Consider the following 18,491-nt stretch of genomic DNA (forward strand, 5'->3'; position numbering starts at 1 on the left):
TAGGGTGAGTATTGTGCTTTTGTGTAAAAATTACTCCTATTTTATCTTCTCAACTGCATCTTTTGCAGCACTTATTCGCTCGCTCTCGTCTAGCTCACGCACAAAGCCATCTTTAACTAAAATGATCCTAGTTGCTACATCAAAATAGCTATCATCGTGACTAACAGCGATTATGCTGATGCCTTTACTTTGTAAAAATGGCAAAATTTCTTTGTAAAATTTACGCTTAAATAGCGGATCTTGGTCGGCCGCCCATTCATCTAGGATAAGGATAGAGCGGTGCTCTAAAATAGCTATTAAAAGACTTAGGCGTTTTCGCTGACCGGTTGAGAGTTGCGTGGTACTAAGCTTATTATCTATGACACTTACTTTTTTATCGATCTCAAGTAAGGCTAAAAGCTCGTCTATTTCGCTTTGGCTAGCAAAGCCATTATGAGAGAGCGTTTGTGAAAATAGATAAAAATCAGCAAAAATAGCGCTAATCTTTGCTTGATAGCTTTGTAAATTTGCTTCATCTATCTTTGTGCTATCAAGGTAAATTTCGCCACTACTTGGACGCATTAGTCCACAAAGTAAATTTATAAGTGTACTTTTACCACTACCATTTTTACCGATGATAAATGTTATCTCACCGCGTTTGATCTCTAAATTTACATCTTTTAGGCTAAATTTGCCGTGAGTGTAGTTGAAATTTATATCTTTTAGTTTTATGTTTTTCCACTCGCCATTTAGACTATCATCAAATTTAAAGCTTTCCTTAAATTTATTTAAATTTAAGCTCATGATCTTTTCTAAACTCACTTTTGCGCTAAGTGCAGCCGGTATGGAGCCAACCATACTCATAAACGAGCCTCTTAAAAATAGTATCGTTAGGCTGATGCTTAGTGCTGTTTGCAGGCTCGCCCAGTCAAATGCCACGCACAAAAATACACAAAGACCAACTGAGCCAAGAAGCATAATATTTGTGAAATTATCACTTAATGCGTGATAAATATCAGCTTTTACCATATTTTGACGTTTTTTATCGCCTGTAAAATTTAACTCATCAAAGCAGACACTTGCCCTTGCTCTATTTAAACTAAGCTCTCTATGCCCCTCTACGATATCGTCGTAGTGCTTTTGCAATGCGTCATCTTGAACTCTAGAATGCTTAAAATAAAGATGAATTTTTTTCATAAAAAGTGTATTTATAAAAAGAGTCGCACCGATCCAAATGGACAAAAAGATAAAAATTTTTGGAGCGATTACACAAAGATAGATGCTAGCGCAGACGATAAAAACTAGACTTTGTATAAAGCCAGTAGCGCTCATAAAAGCAAATGTGATCGTTTTTATGTCATTGTTTAGGCTAGCTATGATCTTTGCCTTGCCGATCTCATTTATCACGCTATTTGGCGTATCTAAAATTTGCTTTATGCTTTGATATCTAAGCTCGTAGATAAATTTATGCCCAAAATTTGTAAGCGATATATTTGCGGCGATGGCGCTTACAAAAAACAAGAGCAAAACCACTATAAATTTAACTGCTATAAAGGTGTCAAATTCTTTTAAATTTACAAGCTCATTATTTATAAATGAGAGGGTCCAAACACCAAGTCCGCTAAATACGAGTGTTAATAATACTATTTTAGAAATTTGGTAGATATTTTTTTTGATTAAATTTGCAAGCATTATATCGCAGCTCGTGGCTGAATGATATTTGGCTCATACTTTTGTTCAGTATTTTCGCTCATTATACGAAGTACCTTGCTTCGTTTTATCTTAGCGTCATCTTTAAATATCGCACGCACTTTGTCCATGCCAGCATAAAAATCACGCATAAGCACGATGCAGATATATTTGCCAAAAAATGTCGGCTTAATAATGCCATTTTCTTCATATATTGCATTTACAAGCTTAAGTAAGCTAAGCTCCATAAATAAGGCTTTGTTGATGTTTGTGTTATTTTCATCGTTATATCTTTTAATATCAACTCCGCCATCAAAAAGCCTTGTTAAAAATGTGTATTTAAGTCTCTCTTTCTCGCTAAAACCACATTTTGCGATGACTGGACTTTGCCTATTTTTTATCCTTTTGCCGTATTCAAGTAGATTAAATGCGTTTATTACAAGCTCACCGTTAAGAAAGCTAAATGCTCCGCTACCAACGCCAAGATACTCTAAATTTGAGCCAACATATTCGTCGCGAAGGTCGGCACTTTTTTCATTTGAAAACGCCCAGGCGTTGCTTTGTTTGTAGTTACTTTTGCTAAATTCTTCAGTGATTATCTCATAAAATTCACGCTCGTTATCTACGTTTGAAACACCAAGCGAGCGAGCTATATTCTCTCTTGTTAGCTCTGATTTCATAAGTGGATAGAAGGTGATCTGCTGCGGATAGATCGATTTTGCAGTATTTATGTCGTTTATGAGCTGCTCTTTTGTTTGATTTGGCAGGTTAAAAATAAGATCCAGGCTAATGACTGGAATTTTGCCAAGAGCGAGCTCAAGTTTTCTTTTTATCTCCTTGGCTGAGCCAAATTTTTCATATCTGCCAACTCTCTTTAACGTTTCATCATCAAAGCTTTGTACGCCAACACTTAAGCGATCAATTAATCCATCAAATCTGGCTAAACTCTCGGGTGAAATGTGATTTGGATCGCTTTCTGCTGAAATTTCATCTATACTAAAAAGATCTTTTGCAAGCTTAAGTGTTTTCTCAAGCTCAGGCTCATTTATAAGCGTCGTACCACCGCCAACATAAAGTGAATCAAAGTCAAATCCAGCCTCTTTAACCTGCCTCATCTCTTCACGTAAATTTTCAAAGTAAATTTTCGCAAGCTCTTGCTCATAGTGGTACTTATGAAACGAGCAATACGGGCAAAATGTGTGACAAAATGGTACATGTGCGTAGAGCATATACTTTTTGTCTTTTTTGGGAGTTTTGGTGTAGGTTGTGGTTAAAATGTCTATATTAAATTCATTATATAGTGATCTTTGAATAGAATTATGAGCGTAATTTACGGCAAAATTTTCGACAATATTTTTAAAGATCATAACTAATCGCCTTAAATAAGTTTGGTTTTAAATTGATGTGTTAGGATAGCTAACTTTTAATAAATTTAGCCTTGTGTTAAAGAAATTTTTAGGTAAGGCCAGCAAATTTGACTAAAAATTTTTAAAATTTAAAACCTTCAAATTTCACATATACACCAAAATTTAGCCCTAAAGCTTAAGGATTTTACTCCTTGGCTCTTGAGATGATCTTGCTTGAGTCAAGCTCAAATTTACCTTTCTTATTTCTCTCTTGAGATAATTTTACTTGCGTCAAGTTCAAATCTTATTGTCTCATTTTTTTCACAACCTATTGCTTCTAAATAATAAAACTTTCCTAGTGTTGATAGGGCTTTGATATTGTGAAGTTTTATAACTCCGCCTGTCTCGTTTTCATCATAATAAGTTTTACTATCATCACAACATTTGCCATTTTTGAAAATTTTTTCTGGTAAAGCTCCTGCTACACTTTTTTCAATAGATAAATATTTATATTCAATGTTTGTCATCCCGAGCCAATGCAAAATTGCACCTGAGGATAACAAATATAAAATTACTAGTACTACAGTTGACACGGTCACTAAGAGTAGTTTGTAATCATTTTGTTTATAAAAATATTCCAAACCTTTAAAATATGACAGTGTCATAATAGAGAATCCAAGCATTGTAGAATAAAACCATATATCAAGATTAGTCCATTCTATTTCAAAAGAGTAATTTATTATAAAAAATAAAATAAATAAAATAAATAAAATAGATATAGTAAATATAGTAGGTACAATATATCTAATAACTTTTGTAATAAGTCTATCAATTTTATCAGTGTTGTTTTTATCATCTTCTATAATAGTTTTATTAAGTATAGTGTATGCAAAACATACAACTAATTTATCATTATTGATTTTTTTATCCACTAAAATAACTAAAAACAAGTAGATGATAGAACCACCTAAAGAATAAACCATAATATTAAATGGCATTTTATTCGTATTGATGTAATTAAATGCCGCTGTAAGAACTAATATGAAAAGGGGAAGTAAGGAAAGCCCAAAACAAAACATCCAAGTTTTTGTTTTTTTATTTTTATAGTAGCCTGGATAAAATAGACATGGCAATATAATAAAGAGTGAAATAATAGTCAATATAAAAAAGAGCAATACACCAACGTATGCTACATCTGACCCGCCCAAGTCAGGAAAATATCTTAACTCAAACCCAAAATATACAAAATAACAGATCATGCCAACCACGCTAATACCAGATAGTATCAATGGGTGTAATCTTAAAAGGTTTTTTAAGACTTTATGTAAAAAATCTTTTTCCTCTTTTCTTTCTTCACTCATATTTTTTGACTCCATAAATTTCTTTTTAAGCCTTCTTCCGATACAAAGTAACTTTTTAAAATCACATGAGCTTTTTGTATTAGATCCTTTTTTACCATCCTTGCCCATATTATTTTCAGCTTTGTTACTATTTATGGAATTTGTTTTATTTCTTGGTATTCGCTTATTTTTTTGTTTCATAAGATCCTTTCATCTAAAATGTCTTGATAACTCAAATTTTGTTCCTAAATTTAATTTACAAATTTTGTTATTTAAGCACCTTTGCGATTTCGCTCCAGCCCAAATTCTCAGCAAATTCAGCTGCCGTTTTGCCGCTTTTTGTGCGGGCATTTTTATTAGCGCCATTTTCTAGCAAGAGATTTACAAGATTTAAATTTCCAGCGATCGCCTCGTGGTGAAGCTGTGTATAGCCAAATTCATCAGCGTCCGTGACCATATTTGGGTGCTCTTTTATATATTGCTTTACTTGCTCATACGTATTTTTGCTCATTGGATGCTCTATCAAATTTTCAGGGTGCTCTTTTTGCTCGTAAACTACCAAGATATCGTTAAAATCCCTAAAATCAAGCCCCCACTCTTTATCGTGCTCTTTTAGCTCTTTCTTTTGCATGCGTGAGCGCATCGCCTGCACGCTAAATCCGCCGTATGCGCGTCCATCTATCGAAAAGAGCCAGTCACTCATCTCGTCTATCTTTGCGCTTATTTGATCGCCTAATTTCACGTTTTGCACTGCATCAGGCTCATTTATGAGCGTGCCATATATCGTTTCGCCGTCAAATTCCACATCGTCTATCCACATGTGTTCTCCGACTTCTTCGCCATTTACGATATCTAAAAAGCAAATTTTTACCATTGCATAGTCAAGCATAGGTACGATCCTGCGGCGCTCCCAGTAAACCTCACGCCAAAAATATCTAAAGCTCTCTCTGGCCTGCTCAAACGCACGCTGCATATAGTCTTCGTCGCTACTTACAAAATAGATTGGCATTTGCTTGCCAAGATCGATTTGTTTGCCGAGAATTTTCTTAAAAAAGCTCATTTTTTGTCCTTAGTGAAATAAATTTAATTGTAAATTTGCAAAAAACTGCCAAATTTAGGCTAAATAGCTAAATTTTAAATGAAAAATCTAGTGGCTATTTCGCAAAATTAGGCGAGGCGATTTAAATTTTTGTGACGGGAGTTACCGAGCCGGTAATGACCGAGTAAAAATTTAAATCAACGACGCATAATAAAGCGAAAAAGTGCGTTATTTTAGGTTTTTGAAACTTATCGGAAGCTCTAAATTTAACCCCCGCACCAGCTTTATACACTCCTGCAGATCATCTATGCTTTTGCTTGTCACTCTGATCTCTTCACCCCTGATCTGCGCGCTCACCTTGATCTTTGAGTCTTTGATAGCTTTTGTGATCTTTTTTGAGTTTTCACCGTCAAGCGTATCGTTTAGTTTTAGCGTCGCTTTTAAATTTCCACCACTCGCTGGCTCTCTTTTTGTCTCTGTGATCGCTACTGGTGGGATATTGCGCTTGATGAGTTTTGAGATCACGATGTCTTTTAGCGCGTCGATCTTGTTGTCGCTTGAGCTAAGAAGCGTGATAAATTTTTCTTTTTCGTTTAGCTCGACTTCAGCTGCAAGCCCTTTAAAATCATATCTTGCTGCGATCTCTTTTTTTGCCGTCTCAAGAGCGTTTTTAACCTCCATCATATCGACCTCAGCACTTATATCAAAGCTATGTTCGGTTGCCATTTTTATCCTTTCAAAATTTATTTAAATAGCCCTTTGATCTTCTCAAAAATCGACTTTTTGTCAGTCTCTTCTTGCTCTACTGCCTCGCTAATCTGCTGCATCGCAGTTTGTGCGTAGATGATAGCTCCATTTGGATCGCAGTTAAAGAGATTTGAATATGAGCTTGATTTGTTTAGATCAAGTGGATTTGGCTCCACGACCTCAGTGGCCTCGAGCAGGCCTATTTCTAGCTCGCATGCATAGTTTAGCGCATCTAAAAATGCAGGTAAATTTTGAGCGTAAAAGCCATCAATCGCCTCTTTTATCTCGCCATCTGCTTCATAGTCAGCCTTTAGTTTAGCTACGTTTTTAGCGTTTACATAAGCTCCACAACAGTAGTTTTCGGTGATCTCATTATAAATTTCGCCACTAAATTTATCCAAAAACTCACTTGGTAAAATTTCTCGCCAGTTGCTGACGTAGTTTTTAAATTTCTCATTTTGCCGCGCCAAAGAGCTTAGCGATGTGCCACGAGTGTAGAAATACTTTCTAAAAAATCCTTGCGTGACGGCGATACAAAAGCCGTGAGTTTTGTTAAAAATTTCATCGTCTTTATACTGCAACGCAGCACTTAGCGTATCTTTGTACTTTTGGGCGTAAAATTCCTCTACGCCAGCCTTGCTAGCAAGTGCTAAAACCTCGTCAAATTTACCGGCCTTTGTAAGCTCAAGTGCCTCAAAATACCACTTTGAAATTTCATTTTCGCTAATGGCGTGATAGCTTATATCATAGCCCATTATCTGCTCTCATTGATGAAATTTTCGATGTTTGCGACGATCTTTGCGATGAGCGTCTTTCTAGCCTCCAGGCTGCCCCACGCTACGTGCGGCGTGATGAGCAGATTTGCTCTATTTTTTACCTTTAAAAATGGGCTATTTTTGCTCATTGGCTCGCTCTCCAAAACGTCCGTACCAAAGCGTAAATTTCTCTCATCTATCGCGCTTGCCATCGCAGCTTCATCTACTATGCCACCACGTCCTAAATTTAGCACTATCGCATCATCTTTTAGCAAATTTATCTCGTTTGCGCCCAGTAAATTTCTAGTCTTTTCATTTAGCGGTGCGTGGATGCTGATGATGTCGCTACTTCTTAGTAGCTCGTCTAAGCTTTTTTGCTTAAATTCACTGTTTTTATTTGCTCCGCTTGTCGAGTAGTAGCTCACGTTTGCGCCAAATGCACGCGCCACTGCCGCCACGCCACGTCCTATCTCGCCAAGTCCGATGATGCCAAATTCTTTGCCAGCGATCTCGCTGATATCCGCGCCAAGATAGGTGAAAATTTCACTCTTCACCCACTCTCCGCTTTTTACGTAGTGATCATAAAATTTGATGCGATTTGTTAGCTCAAAAAGCATGGCAAATGTGTGCTGCACAACGCTTGCGGTTGAGTAGCCAGCGACGTTTTTAACAGCTATATTTTTAACTTTTGCATACTCTAGATCGACATTATTCATGCCAGTTGCGCTTATACAAATGAGCTTTAAATTTGTCGCCTCCATCACGGCTTTGTCGATGATGACCTTGTTTGTGATGACCACATCAACGCCCTTTAGACGAGGCATGATCTCTTCGATTTTTGTTTTTTGATAGCTGGTAAACTCGCCAAATTTCTTAAAAACACTAAGATCTACGTTTTCTCCCAGCGTTGCCGCGTCTAAACAAACGATCTTCATCTTTAGTCCTTAATGAAATGTCCTACAAATTTAGAGTAATTATCTAAAATTTTGCCGCCCTTTCTATATCCAAGCGCACACGCCTCATAAGCGTAAAACACGCCTGCTTGGTAGTTATCGCCTCTCTCATCTTGGTTAAACTCGTAAAATTCTTGATAGATGGCTTTGTTTGAGTCGTATTCGCCGTCATTACTTGCTATTTGTGCGCCGTTTTCATCGTGTATCGAGACGTTTGCACCCTCTCTACCAAAGAGTGGTTTTTTCACATATTTTTTGCCTTTTAGTGGCTCATTTGAGGTCTCAAGCAAGAGTGGGTGATTAGGATATAGATCCCAAAGAATTTTTAAAATTCCCTTACTTTGGAAAAGTAGCGTGTAGGCTGGGTTTATGATGATGGCTTTTTGGTTTTTGATGATATTTGAAAGTATGAGTGCTAGCTCGCCCTCATCGATCGCTATGCTCTCCCAAGGAACGAGTTTAAACCAATACTCGAAATTTTCATCATTTTTAAAAATGCCCTCGTTATCGTTAAAAACGACCTCATCAACGTAAGCAAAGTCGGTTTTAAAGCCGGCTTCTTTTGCGATGTATTGTAGTAATTTTACGGTTTGCTCGTCCTCGATACTGCCAGCGATAGAGCTAAAGAGTATCCCCCAGCCCTCGTAAACATCCTCGAAATTTACATTATCGTCGCCAAGAGTAATTAGACGCTTGAAATTTTGTTTTAAAGCTTCGTAAAGGTTATTAAATTGCTCTGCTTCATCCATGTGATTTAGCTTTAGCATCGCCCACTGAATGATCGCCGTCTCAAAAACTGCCGTTGGCGTATCAGCGTTAAATTCGATCAGTTTTATCGGCTTGCCATCAAGCCCACCAGCAAGATCAAATCTGCCATAAAGGTGCCAGTGAACGTCATTTTCCCAGCTTTTTTTTATACTATCAACGAGATTAAACGGTATGCCTATCTCGTGAAAAAGGTTGTTGTCAATGACGTGCTGAGCGGCATTTACATACATATCATATAACTCGTTTGCTGCTTCATAATAAGCATCTGCCTCGCTTGCTTTCACCTGTACGATCTCATCTGCGATATATGAGCTGTTATCGTTATCTGTATGCCACGCAAAGCCGATTTTCTCCATAAATTCGTTATTTAATGGCGTAATTTTTCTTAAATTTATCATTTTTTAGCCTCCAAAGCTTGATGAGCTAGAGCTTGATTTTGAGCCACCACCGAAAAATCCACTCTTGCCACCACTACTTCTTGCGGCAGAATTTGCCGCTTTTTGCTTATTAAAGCTATCAACGCTTCTTGTGTATGCGCTTGGATTTTTGTAAGAATTTTGACGAGTAGCTTGGAAATTTTGATTTCCAAAAAGCTTGCTACCTATCCAGCTACCAAGTATCGCACCAGCAGCAGAGGCAAGTATCGTCTCACCAAGGCTTAGACCGCCGCTACTTAGCTGTGCGTCGCTCGTTTTTGTTAAATTTGAAGTGCCATTGTCAATATTTGCATTTGCTTGAGCTAGGAGCTTATCGATCTCGTCTTTGCTTAGCACACGCTCAGTACCGTTTATGTCTTTTAGTACAACTCTAGTTTCAGTACTTGGATACTCTTCTAAAATTTTATAAACTCCAGGCGCGCTCTCTTCGATGATGACAAAGGCACCATTTTTTTGTGCAACCTCATTTAGTGCGTTTTCATCACCGCCATTGTCACTGCCGCAACCAGCAAGACCTGCCATAACGATCGCACCAAATCCGCCCACCGCAGCATAAGTAGCTATTTTTTTAATGTGTTTCATATCTCTCCTATCAACTCTTTTAAATTTTTATGTTTTCTAACAAGTATCACGCCTCTTTTAAATTTTATAAATTTGGAGTGGTGTATGTTTTTTATTATCTTTTCACTGACCTTTTTTGTAGCTTTTGGCTTTAAATTTAGCTCCTTTAAGTACTCGCTTAAATTTATCCATTTTGATTCATTTTCTATTTCGGCCTCTATCGCTTCATTATTTGGTATATCGTCGTTTTTTTGTGCTAAAAGTGGCCTTTGCATAGCATTTAGAAACTGCATGAGCTTTTCATCTCTATCTTTATAAATTTGCAAAATTTCATTTTTTCGCTCGATTAGCATCTGCTCTTTTTCTTTAAAAAGCCTATCTTTATCGGCTTGCAAGTTTAAATTTAAGCTCTTTAGCTCGCTTAACTCATTTAGCAAATAATTTACAAACTCATCATTTTGGGATTTGGTTTTTATACTTTTTGGAGCGGATTTTGTGGCCTTTTCGCTACTTGGTTTTTCATCAAGGATGACAAATTTTGTGCCATTTTCAATGACTGTATTTATCGAACCACGGCGGATTCTATTATAGACTGCTTCTTTTGTTATGCCTAAAATTTCTGCAGCTTCGTTTATAGCTAGCTTTTGCATCGAATTTCCGTTTAAAATAAAATAAAAAATTTGCTTTGATTATAAAAAAATAAGGCTAAAAGAAGAGTTAAACAAAGAGAGCAAAGCCCTCTTTGTCTTGGTTTTAGAGTCTTGACTCGTAGCGTCTAAGCATATAAAGACGTTTAAGCATTTTCTTGCGAGCAGCAATTTTTTGTTTCTTGCGGATCTCAGTTTTAGGCTCAAAGAAGCGTCTAGCTCTTGCTTCAGTTACTACTAAGTTACGGTCAGTTTGTTTTTTAAACTTTCTGTAACCCTCGTCAAATGACTCGTTAGGATGTACCTTAATACCAGGCAACGTCCTCACCACCTTTCAGATTAAAATAAGCCGTGAGTATAGTTTAATTTTCATAAATTTAAGCTTTTAACTATTTTTTTTTAAAACTCTTTTAATGCCATAAGCTTTATAATCATAAAATTTCAAAAAAGGCTTATTATGTCAAAGGATTTTCATCTTAGCTACGCCAAGAGGCGTTATATTTTTTTCGCCTGTATCACGCTATTTGTCTTTGTTTTACCATTTATCAGGGTAAATGACGCGCAGCTATTTTTGCTAAGTTTTGATAAAAGTAGAGTTGATCTATTTTTTACAAAATTTGATATGCAAGAGCTTTATTTGCTGCCATTTTTATTTATCATTTTGTTCTTAAGCATATTTTTCCTAACGACACTTGCAGGGCGCGTTTGGTGCGGTTGGAGCTGTCCGCAAACTATTTTTAGAACGATATTTCGTGACCTTTTGCAAACTAAAATTTTAAAGATCAGAAAAAATATACAAAATAAGCAGAATGAGCCAAAAGGACAAATTTTAAAGCGTGCTTTAGCAGTTGGAATTTGGTGTATTTTAGCTCTTGTTATTTCGGCAAATTTTTTATGGTATTTTGTGCCACCGCTTGATTTTTTTACTTATTTAAAAGAGCCAAGCGAACATGGGGTTTTGCTTGCATTTTGGCTTGTTATCGCTACTTGGTTAGTTTATGATGTCGTCATTTTAAAAGAAAATTTTTGCATTTATGTTTGTCCTTACGCTAGGGTGCAATCAGTGATGTTTGATAACGATACGATCCAAGTTATTTACAACCAAAAAAGAGGCGGCGTAATCTATAATGGAAAAGAGAAATTTAAAAAGCCAAAAGAAGAGGGCGCGCTGTGCACGGGATGTGAAGCATGCGTGAGAATATGCCCAACGCACATTGATATAAGAAAAGGTATGCAGCTTGAATGTATAAATTGTCTAGAGTGTAGCGATGCTTGCGCTAAAGTGATGAAGCATTTTGATGAAAGCTCGCTTATTGAGTGGAGAAGTATAAATTCTATAAAAGAGCAAAAAAGAGTCAAAATTTTACGCTTTAGAACGGTTGCTTATCTTGTTATTTTGGGCATTGTTTTGACAGCTGGGGTATTGATGAGTGGCAAAAAAGAAAGTATGCTTTTAAACATAAATAGAACAAGTGAGCTTTATAAAATTTTAGGCGAAAATGAAGTCGAAAATTCTTACGTATTTTTGGTGCAAAATACACAAAATAAAGAGCATACCTTTTACTTTGAAGTAGATGATAAGAATATAGAAATTTCTCGTCCAAATAAGCCATTTATATTAAAAGCTGGCGCAAAACAGCGAGTAATCGTCACATTAAAATCAAAAAATGAAAATTTAAGCGATAAAGATCTTTTAAAACATATAAATATAAAAGCCTATGCCACTGACGAGCCAGCTATCAGCGTGCAAAGGCAAAGTACTTTTATATATCCTAAAAGATGATAAAATAGCAAAAATTTAATAGGAAGCAAGATGGCGATCTCGGAAAAGGGTAAAAAAAGATACGAACTTATCGTAAAAACAGCACTTGAGCTATTTTTAGAAAAAGGATACGAAAAGACAAGCTTAAGTGATATCGTAGCGATAAGTGGCGGATCGCTTTCTAGCATTTATACATTTTTTGAGAACAAAGAGGGGCTTTTTGAGGCGATCGTTGAGCAAGAGATAGATAGCCTTATAAAAGAGATCGATGAGAAAATAGATCTTAAAATTTCTCACAGTTTGGAGGAATTTTTAAACAAATTTGCGACCATAATATTTTCTATCGTTTGCAGCAAAAGGCATATCTCTCTTGGTAGAATAATGATGAGTGAGGGTTCTAAGAATGGTGGCAAACTTGGTAAGACATTTTTGGATCAAATTTTAAAAAAGATCGATCTTGTGCTTATAAATTTCTTTGAAAGAGACGAAGTAAAAGCCAAGCTTGACTCAAAATTTTCAGCCAAATTTGCTACAAAGTACTTTATACAAAGTGTGATAGGAGCTTATTACTACGATTCGCTTTTGATAAATGAAGAACCAAAGCTTAGTGAAAAAGAGCGTAAAAAGCATGTTGGCTTGTGTGTTGAGTTGTTTTTAAATGGAATTAGTAAAAAATAAAATTGACTTTTTATTTGTTTTCTAATAGAATCGAGAACTTTAAATTTTTATAACAATTATTACAAAAACTAAATATGATATTAAAATTTAAAATTAAGAGGGGTTTTTATGTTGAAATTTAAAAGTTTTCTTGTGCTTTCAGCTGCCGTTTTTTTATTTTCTGGGTGCTTTGAGAGTGGCGATAAAAAGGCTGCTGCAGGTCGCCAGATGCCGCTATCTCATGTGGATATTTTTACCGCACAAAAAACAGACATACCTATTAGTTTTGATTACACTGCAACGGTTGCAAGTAGTCAAGATGTTATTATCTATCCAAAAGTTGGCGGAACTATCATAAAGCAGTTTTTTAGGCCAGGAAGTAAAGTAAAAGCGGGTGATAAGTTATTTTTGATAGATCCAGAAAAATATCAAGCTAGCTTTGACTCACTTGATGCAGCTGTCGGCGTAGCGAATGCAAATTTAAAAAATGCCGAGACCGAGTTTAAAAGAATTTCTGCCCTTTATAAGAAAAATGCAGTCTCTCAAAAAGACTATGACGCAGCAGTTGCAGCTTATGACATTGCAAATGCGAATTTAGTAAGCGCAAAAGCAAATTTAAAAAATGCAAAAATAGATCTTGGCTACACGACTATCATAGCGCCATTTGACGGTGTAGTGGGCGATAACCAAGTAGATGTTGGCTCGCTTGTCATAGCAAACCAAACAAAACTTGTAAGGCTTACAAAAATAAATCCTATTGAAGCAGAATTTTATATCGCTGATGTGGATAATCTAACTAGAAAGACAAATTTGGATAATGGCTCATGGCAGCAGCTAAATAGTGACGCTGTGTTAAGTGTCAATGGCGAAAATTTTAATGGTAAAGTAAATTTTATAGATAATGTCGTAAATACCGCAACTGGCAGCGTTTTGGCAAAGGCTAGCTTTGATAATAGTGAAGGTAAAATTTTACCAGGTGCGTTTGGCCATATAAAGATGAGCGGATTTGTGCAAAAAAATGCCTTTAACATCCCTCAAGTTGCTCTTCAACAAAGCGCTACAAATTCTTATGTTTTAGTCGTAAAAGACGGCAAAGTAAGTCAGAAAAATGTAAAAACAGGATATCAAACAAAAAATATGGTAGCAGTCACTGAAGGCCTTGAAGACGGTGATAAGATAATCGTTAATAATTTCCTTAAAATTGGAGTTGGTGCACCAGTTGAAACTGATAAAGACCTAAGTGCGGAATTTATAAACGGCAAAGATACAAACGCTACAAGTAGCAAGTAAAGGCAGATAGATGTTTTCAAGATTTTTCATAAACCGCCCGATATTTGCGACTGTTATATCTATTATCATAGTTATAGCAGGTTTTATGGGTATCAAGGGGCTTCCAATAGAGGAGTATCCAAGTCTTACACCGCCTACTGTCTCTGTAAGTGCGACATATAGCGGTGCTGATGCGCAGACTATCGCTGATTCAGTCGCAAGTGCGATCGAAGATCAGATAAATGGCGTTGAAAATATGCTTTATATGCAAAGCACATCAAGCTCTGCTGGTACAATGAATATAAACGTATATTTTAAAATAGGCTCATCATCAAAACAAGCTACGATCGATGTAAATAACCGCGTTCAAGCCGCCCTTTCAAGATTGCCTCAAGAAGTGCAAAATATGGGCGTAACAGTGCGCGAAAGAAGTGGCTCGATCCTTCAAGTCGTTGGCTTTACAAATCCAAATATGGATTTGATCGAACTATATAACTATGTAAATTTAAATATTGCTGATGAGATAAAAAGGGTTAGTGGTATAGGTGATACAGTATTGATAGGTAATAAAGAGTATTCTATGAGAATTTGGCTAAAACCAGATAGACTAGCTCATTTTAAACTAACTCCAAGTGATGTCATTTCTCAAGTAAAAATTCAAAACTCGCAATACGCCGCTGGCAAGATCGGCGAGCAGCCATCAAAGGGTGAAAATCCTTATGTTTACTCAGTAGTTTCTGAAGGACGCTTTAAAGATCCAAAGCAGTTTGGCGAAATTTTGATAAAAAGCGAAGATGGCACAGTTGTTAAGCTAAAAGAGGTCGCCACAGTCGAGCTTGGAGCTGCTAGCTACGCATCAGATGCTATGCTAAATGGCAAGCCAGCAGTGCCACTTTTGCTATTTTTGCAAAATGACGCAAACGCACTTGCGACATCTGAAGCAGTAAAAGCAAAGCTTGAAGAGCTAAAGAAAACCTACCCAGTTGGCTTAGAGCACACCATAGCTTATAACCCAACTGAATTTATCACCGTCTCAATAGAAGAGGTCATAAAAACTTTCATAGAAGCGATGTTGCTCGTTCTTATCGTAATGTACTTCTTCTTAAAGAGCTTTAGAGCTACCATCATACCGATGCTTGCTGTGCCAGTTTCTATCATAGGCACATTTGGCGGGCTTTATGTGATGGGCTTTAGTATAAATTTGATCACACTTTTTGCCCTGATCCTAGCCATCGGTATCGTCGTGGACGACGCCATTATCGTTATAGAAAACGTCGAGAGAATTTTACATGAAGATAAAGAGATAAGCGTAAAAGATGCGACATTTAAGGCAATGGAGGAGGTGCAAACTCCAGTTATCTCTATCGTGCTCGTGCTTTGCGCAGTATTTGTGCCAGTTTCATTTATGGAGGGTTTTGTTGGCGTTATACAAAAGCAGTTTGCATTAACGCTTGTCGTTTCTGTTTGTATCTCAGGCTTTGTCGCTCTTACTCTTACGCCAGCACTTTGTGCGGTTATGCTTAAAAAGCAAGAGAGTAAGCCATTTTGGATAGTTCAGAAATTTAACGACTTTTTTGACTTTAGCACTAGGCTCTTTACAGCAGGTGTGGCAAAAATTTTAAAACACGTCATCATTAGCTTTATAGTCATTGGCATAATGGGATTTGCGACCTATACACTATTTCAAAGTGTGCCAAAAGGGCTTGTGCCTTCAGAAGACAAGGGTGCTTTGATGGCCATCACCTCACTACCCCCTTCAACAAATATGCTAAAGACTAAAGAAGAGGTAAACTCTATTAGTAACGCCATTTTGAGCAATCCAAATGTCGAATTTACCATGGGCTTTGCAGGTTATGATATGCTCGCTAGCTCTCTTAGAGAAAACTCAGCCATTAGCTTTGTCAAGCTAAAAGACTGGAATGAGAGAAAAGGCGCAACGGACGGCGCAGATGCTTTGGTAGGTCAGTTTAACGGCATGCTTTGGGGCTCTAAGAACTCGATGACCTTTGTCGTAAATGTGCCACCTATCATGGGTCTATCAATGACTGGCGGCTTTGAGATGTATCTACAAAACAAGAGTGGCAAGAGCTACAACGAGATAGAAGCAGATGCTAAAAAGGTCACTGCAGCAGCAAACGCAAGACCTGAGCTAACTGGTGTAAGAACGACGCTTGAGACAAACTACCGCCAGTTTAAAATAACGGTTGATAAAGAGAAAGCAAGGCTATTTGGCGTAAGCGAGAGCGAAATTTTTAGCACGATAGCAGCTAGCTTTGGCTCTTACTACATAAACGACTTCAACCTTGCGGGTAAATCTTACCGCGTATATGCAAGAGCAAGCGATAACTTTAGAAACAACCCTGAAGATCTAAGAAAAATTTTCGTTCGCTCAAATGATGGCGGCATGGTGCCATTAAATTCAGTAGCGACACTTACAAGATCGATCGGACCTGATATCGTTGATAGATTTAACCTATTCCCGTCAGCTAAGATCATGGGCGATCCAAAACCTGGCTACACATCAGGTGATGCGATAAGAGCGATCCAAGAGGTCGTAAATGACACGCTAAGCAGCGAGGACTACGCTATAAGCTGGGCAGGAACTGCGTATCAAGAGGTAAATTCTCAAGGAACAGGCACGGTTGCTTTTATCTTTGGTATGGTCTTTGTCTTTTTGATCCTTGCCGCTCAGTACGAAAGATGGCTCATCCCACTTGCAGTCATCACAGCCGTGCCGTTTGCGGTATTTGGCTCGTTGCTAGCTGTTTGGATAAGAGGGCTGACAAATGATATCTACTTTGAGATCGGACTCTTGCTACTCATCGGTCTGGCGGCTAAAAACGCCATCTTGATCGTAGAATTTGCTATGCAAGAGCGTGAGAGTGGAAAGAGCATATTTGAATCAGCTGTAAATGCGGCAAAACTTCGTTTTAGACCTATCGTCATGACATCTATCGCTTTTACACTAGGCGTTTTCCCGATGGTTATAAGCACAGGAGCAGGAGCTGCATCTCGCCACTCACTAGGAACTGGCGTGGTTGGTGGCATGATCGCTTCTACTACGATAGCGATATTTTTCGTGCCTATGTTTTACTATTTGCTTGAAACTTTAAATGAAAAATACTGGAAAAAGGGAGCAAAAAAAGATGAGAAATAAGGCGTTTATACTTATAACAGCGGCGTTTTTGGCTGGTTGCTCGTTTCGCCCAGATATGCCAAATGTGGATACAAATTTCACATCTACTTACACTTATGAGACAAGTGATATAAGAGATCTTTGGTGGAGAGAATTTAAAGATGAAAATTTAAATTCTCTAGTAGAAAATGCACTCGATAAAAATACAAATTTACGTGTTGCTTATTTAAATTTAGAGAAAGCAAAAGCAAGCCTTGGCGTAGCTGAGGCGGATTTGCTTCCTGGTATAAATTTAAATATAGGCTACGAAAAAGCAAAAAGTAGCGGGGAAACGTATACTAAACAACCACAAACTCGTTATAGAAAATCAGATATAAATTTAGGATTAAACTATGAGATCGATCTTTGGGGTAGAGTAAGAAATAATGTAGCAGCGGCCGAAGAAAGCCTAAATGCAACCAAATTTGACTACGATAGCGCAAGGCTTAGCCTTAGCTCAAGTGTTGCAAAAAGCTACTTTGCGTTAGTTTCATTAAATATGCAAGAAGCTGTGCTAAGAGAGACTTTAAAAACCTATGAAGACACGCTAGTGCTTCGCAAAACACAGCTTGATCTTGGAAGTATAAATGAGATGACTTATTTGCAAAGTAAGGCAGCAGTAGAAAGCGCTAAGACCAATCTTACTTCTATATTAAATGCAAAGTCAAAGGCTATTACCTCACTAGCTATCTTGACTGGTAAAAGTAATAATGAAATTTTAAATGGAGCTATTGCTAGCTCACAAAATTTACCAGCTTCTCCCGAGATAAGTGCTGGCATTAGCTCTGAAATTTTGCTAAGAAGAAGCGACGTGGCAAAGGCACTGGCTGATTTAAAAGCTACAAATGCTCTTGTTGGTGTTGCAAGGGCTGAGTATTTTCCAAGTATTTCACTGACTGGACTTTTTGGCTTTTCAAGTATTGATTTTGAAAATATCTTTGTTGGAAATGCCAATACATGGAGTATAGGGGGCTCTTTAGCTCAGAAAATTTTTGATTTTGGTAGGACAAAAAATAATGTAGCAGTGGCTAAAACAAATGAACAAATTGCCGCTGTTAATTATGAAGCAGCGGTAAAATCGGCTCTTGGTGAAGTAAGAGATGCGCTTATTTCAAGGCAAAATGCAAAAATTTCTTTGGAACAAGTGAAAAATTTGCTAAAATCCCAACAAAGAATTTACTCGCTTGCTAAAGAGCAATATGATGCTGGCTACATTGGACATTTAGAGCTTCTTGATGCGGAGAGAAATTTGCTTCAGGCAAAATTACAAGACGTCTCAGCAAAGCTTGATGAGGTCGATAGCGCAGTCGAAGTTTATAGAGCTTTTGGTGGCGGTTTTAAGTTAGAAAAATAATTAAAAAGGAGAG

At 37.2% G+C, this 18,491-nt stretch carries 16 protein-coding genes; 5 read left to right on the plus strand and 11 right to left on the minus strand.

The genetic code is table 11. The annotated features are described in order from the left end of the window. Nucleotides 1–36: 36 nt before the first annotated feature. The 11 genes from CVT15_RS00955 to rpsU form a co-directional block, all read right to left on the minus strand. Nucleotides 37–1,671 (minus strand): multidrug ABC transporter permease/ATP-binding protein, encoded by a 1,635-nt coding sequence (locus CVT15_RS00955; RefSeq protein WP_107898261.1) that lies wholly within the window; start codon nucleotides 1,669–1,671, stop codon nucleotides 37–39. After that, nucleotides 1,671–3,035 carry a coproporphyrinogen III oxidase family protein gene (locus tag CVT15_RS00960; RefSeq protein WP_103576631.1) on the minus strand — a complete coding sequence of 455 codons (1,365 nt, stop codon included), beginning with the start codon at nucleotides 3,033–3,035 and terminating at the stop codon, nucleotides 1,671–1,673. Before CVT15_RS00960 ends, CVT15_RS00955 begins: the two co-directional genes overlap by 1 nt. Before the next feature lie 239 nt (nucleotides 3,036–3,274). Further along, on the minus strand, nucleotides 3,275–4,555 hold the full coding sequence (locus CVT15_RS00965; protein ID WP_087586775.1) for a hypothetical protein: 1,281 nt from the start codon (nucleotides 4,553–4,555) through the stop codon (nucleotides 3,275–3,277). A 67-nt stretch (nucleotides 4,556–4,622) separates the two neighbouring features. After that, complete coding sequence (locus CVT15_RS00970; RefSeq protein WP_107898262.1) at nucleotides 4,623–5,414, minus strand: YegJ family protein; 792 nt, start codon at nucleotides 5,412–5,414, stop codon at nucleotides 4,623–4,625. A gap of 207 nt (nucleotides 5,415–5,621) precedes the next feature. Beyond that, nucleotides 5,622–6,119 carry a YajQ family cyclic di-GMP-binding protein gene (locus CVT15_RS00975; RefSeq protein ID WP_021089472.1) on the minus strand — a complete coding sequence of 166 codons (498 nt, stop codon included), beginning with the start codon at nucleotides 6,117–6,119 and terminating at the stop codon, nucleotides 5,622–5,624. A 17-nt stretch (nucleotides 6,120–6,136) separates the two neighbouring features. Then, nucleotides 6,137–6,895: a hypothetical protein gene (locus CVT15_RS00980; protein WP_103576547.1), complete on the minus strand. Its 759-nt coding sequence runs from the start codon at nucleotides 6,893–6,895 to the stop codon at nucleotides 6,137–6,139. Continuing rightward, nucleotides 6,895–7,830, minus strand: a complete 936-nt coding sequence (locus CVT15_RS00985) for a D-2-hydroxyacid dehydrogenase (RefSeq protein WP_103576546.1) — start codon at nucleotides 7,828–7,830, stop codon at nucleotides 6,895–6,897. The genes CVT15_RS00980 and CVT15_RS00985 overlap by 1 nt, the downstream gene beginning before the upstream one ends. A 2-nt stretch (nucleotides 7,831–7,832) precedes the next feature. Next, complete coding sequence (locus tag CVT15_RS00990; protein WP_103576545.1) at nucleotides 7,833–9,014, minus strand: glutathionylspermidine synthase family protein; 1,182 nt, start codon at nucleotides 9,012–9,014, stop codon at nucleotides 7,833–7,835. A 3-nt stretch (nucleotides 9,015–9,017) separates the two neighbouring features. Then, complete coding sequence (locus CVT15_RS00995) at nucleotides 9,018–9,635, minus strand: UPF0323 family lipoprotein (protein ID WP_054196034.1); 618 nt, start codon at nucleotides 9,633–9,635, stop codon at nucleotides 9,018–9,020. After that, nucleotides 9,632–10,264 carry a DNA-binding protein gene (locus CVT15_RS01000; RefSeq protein ID WP_103576544.1) on the minus strand — a complete coding sequence of 211 codons (633 nt, stop codon included), beginning with the start codon at nucleotides 10,262–10,264 and terminating at the stop codon, nucleotides 9,632–9,634. The genes CVT15_RS00995 and CVT15_RS01000 overlap by 4 nt, the downstream gene beginning before the upstream one ends. Nucleotides 10,265–10,367: 103 nt before the next feature. Beyond that, a complete protein-coding gene (gene rpsU, locus CVT15_RS01005) occupies nucleotides 10,368–10,580 on the minus strand; it encodes a 30S ribosomal protein S21 (protein ID WP_009294994.1) in 213 nt (70 codons plus the stop codon). A gap of 138 nt (nucleotides 10,581–10,718) precedes the next feature. On the opposite strand from rpsU, the gene ccoG reads away from it, so the two are divergent. From ccoG to CVT15_RS01030, 5 genes are all read left to right on the plus strand, one after another. Further along, the gene (gene ccoG / locus CVT15_RS01010; protein ID WP_103576543.1) at nucleotides 10,719–12,044 is read left to right on the plus strand and encodes a cytochrome c oxidase accessory protein CcoG; all 1,326 of its coding nucleotides are present in this window, start codon (nucleotides 10,719–10,721) and stop codon (nucleotides 12,042–12,044) included. A gap of 30 nt (nucleotides 12,045–12,074) precedes the next feature. Next, nucleotides 12,075–12,701, plus strand: coding sequence for a TetR/AcrR family transcriptional regulator (locus tag CVT15_RS01015; protein WP_103576542.1), 627 nt, complete (start codon nucleotides 12,075–12,077; stop codon nucleotides 12,699–12,701). Between the two features lie 108 nt (nucleotides 12,702–12,809). Continuing rightward, nucleotides 12,810–13,970 carry an efflux RND transporter periplasmic adaptor subunit gene (locus tag CVT15_RS01020; RefSeq protein ID WP_103576541.1) on the plus strand — a complete coding sequence of 387 codons (1,161 nt, stop codon included), beginning with the start codon at nucleotides 12,810–12,812 and terminating at the stop codon, nucleotides 13,968–13,970. Between the two features lie 10 nt (nucleotides 13,971–13,980). Beyond that, nucleotides 13,981–17,106 (plus strand): efflux RND transporter permease subunit, encoded by a 3,126-nt coding sequence (locus CVT15_RS01025; RefSeq protein ID WP_103576540.1) that lies wholly within the window; start codon nucleotides 13,981–13,983, stop codon nucleotides 17,104–17,106. Continuing rightward, on the plus strand, nucleotides 17,096–18,478 hold the full coding sequence (locus CVT15_RS01030; protein WP_103576539.1) for an efflux transporter outer membrane subunit: 1,383 nt from the start codon (nucleotides 17,096–17,098) through the stop codon (nucleotides 18,476–18,478). The genes CVT15_RS01025 and CVT15_RS01030 overlap by 11 nt, the downstream gene beginning before the upstream one ends. Nucleotides 18,479–18,491: the final 13 nt, after the last annotated feature.

Source organism: Campylobacter concisus (assembly GCF_003048595.2).
Lineage (GTDB): Bacteria > Campylobacterota > Campylobacteria > Campylobacterales > Campylobacteraceae > Campylobacter_A > Campylobacter_A concisus_L.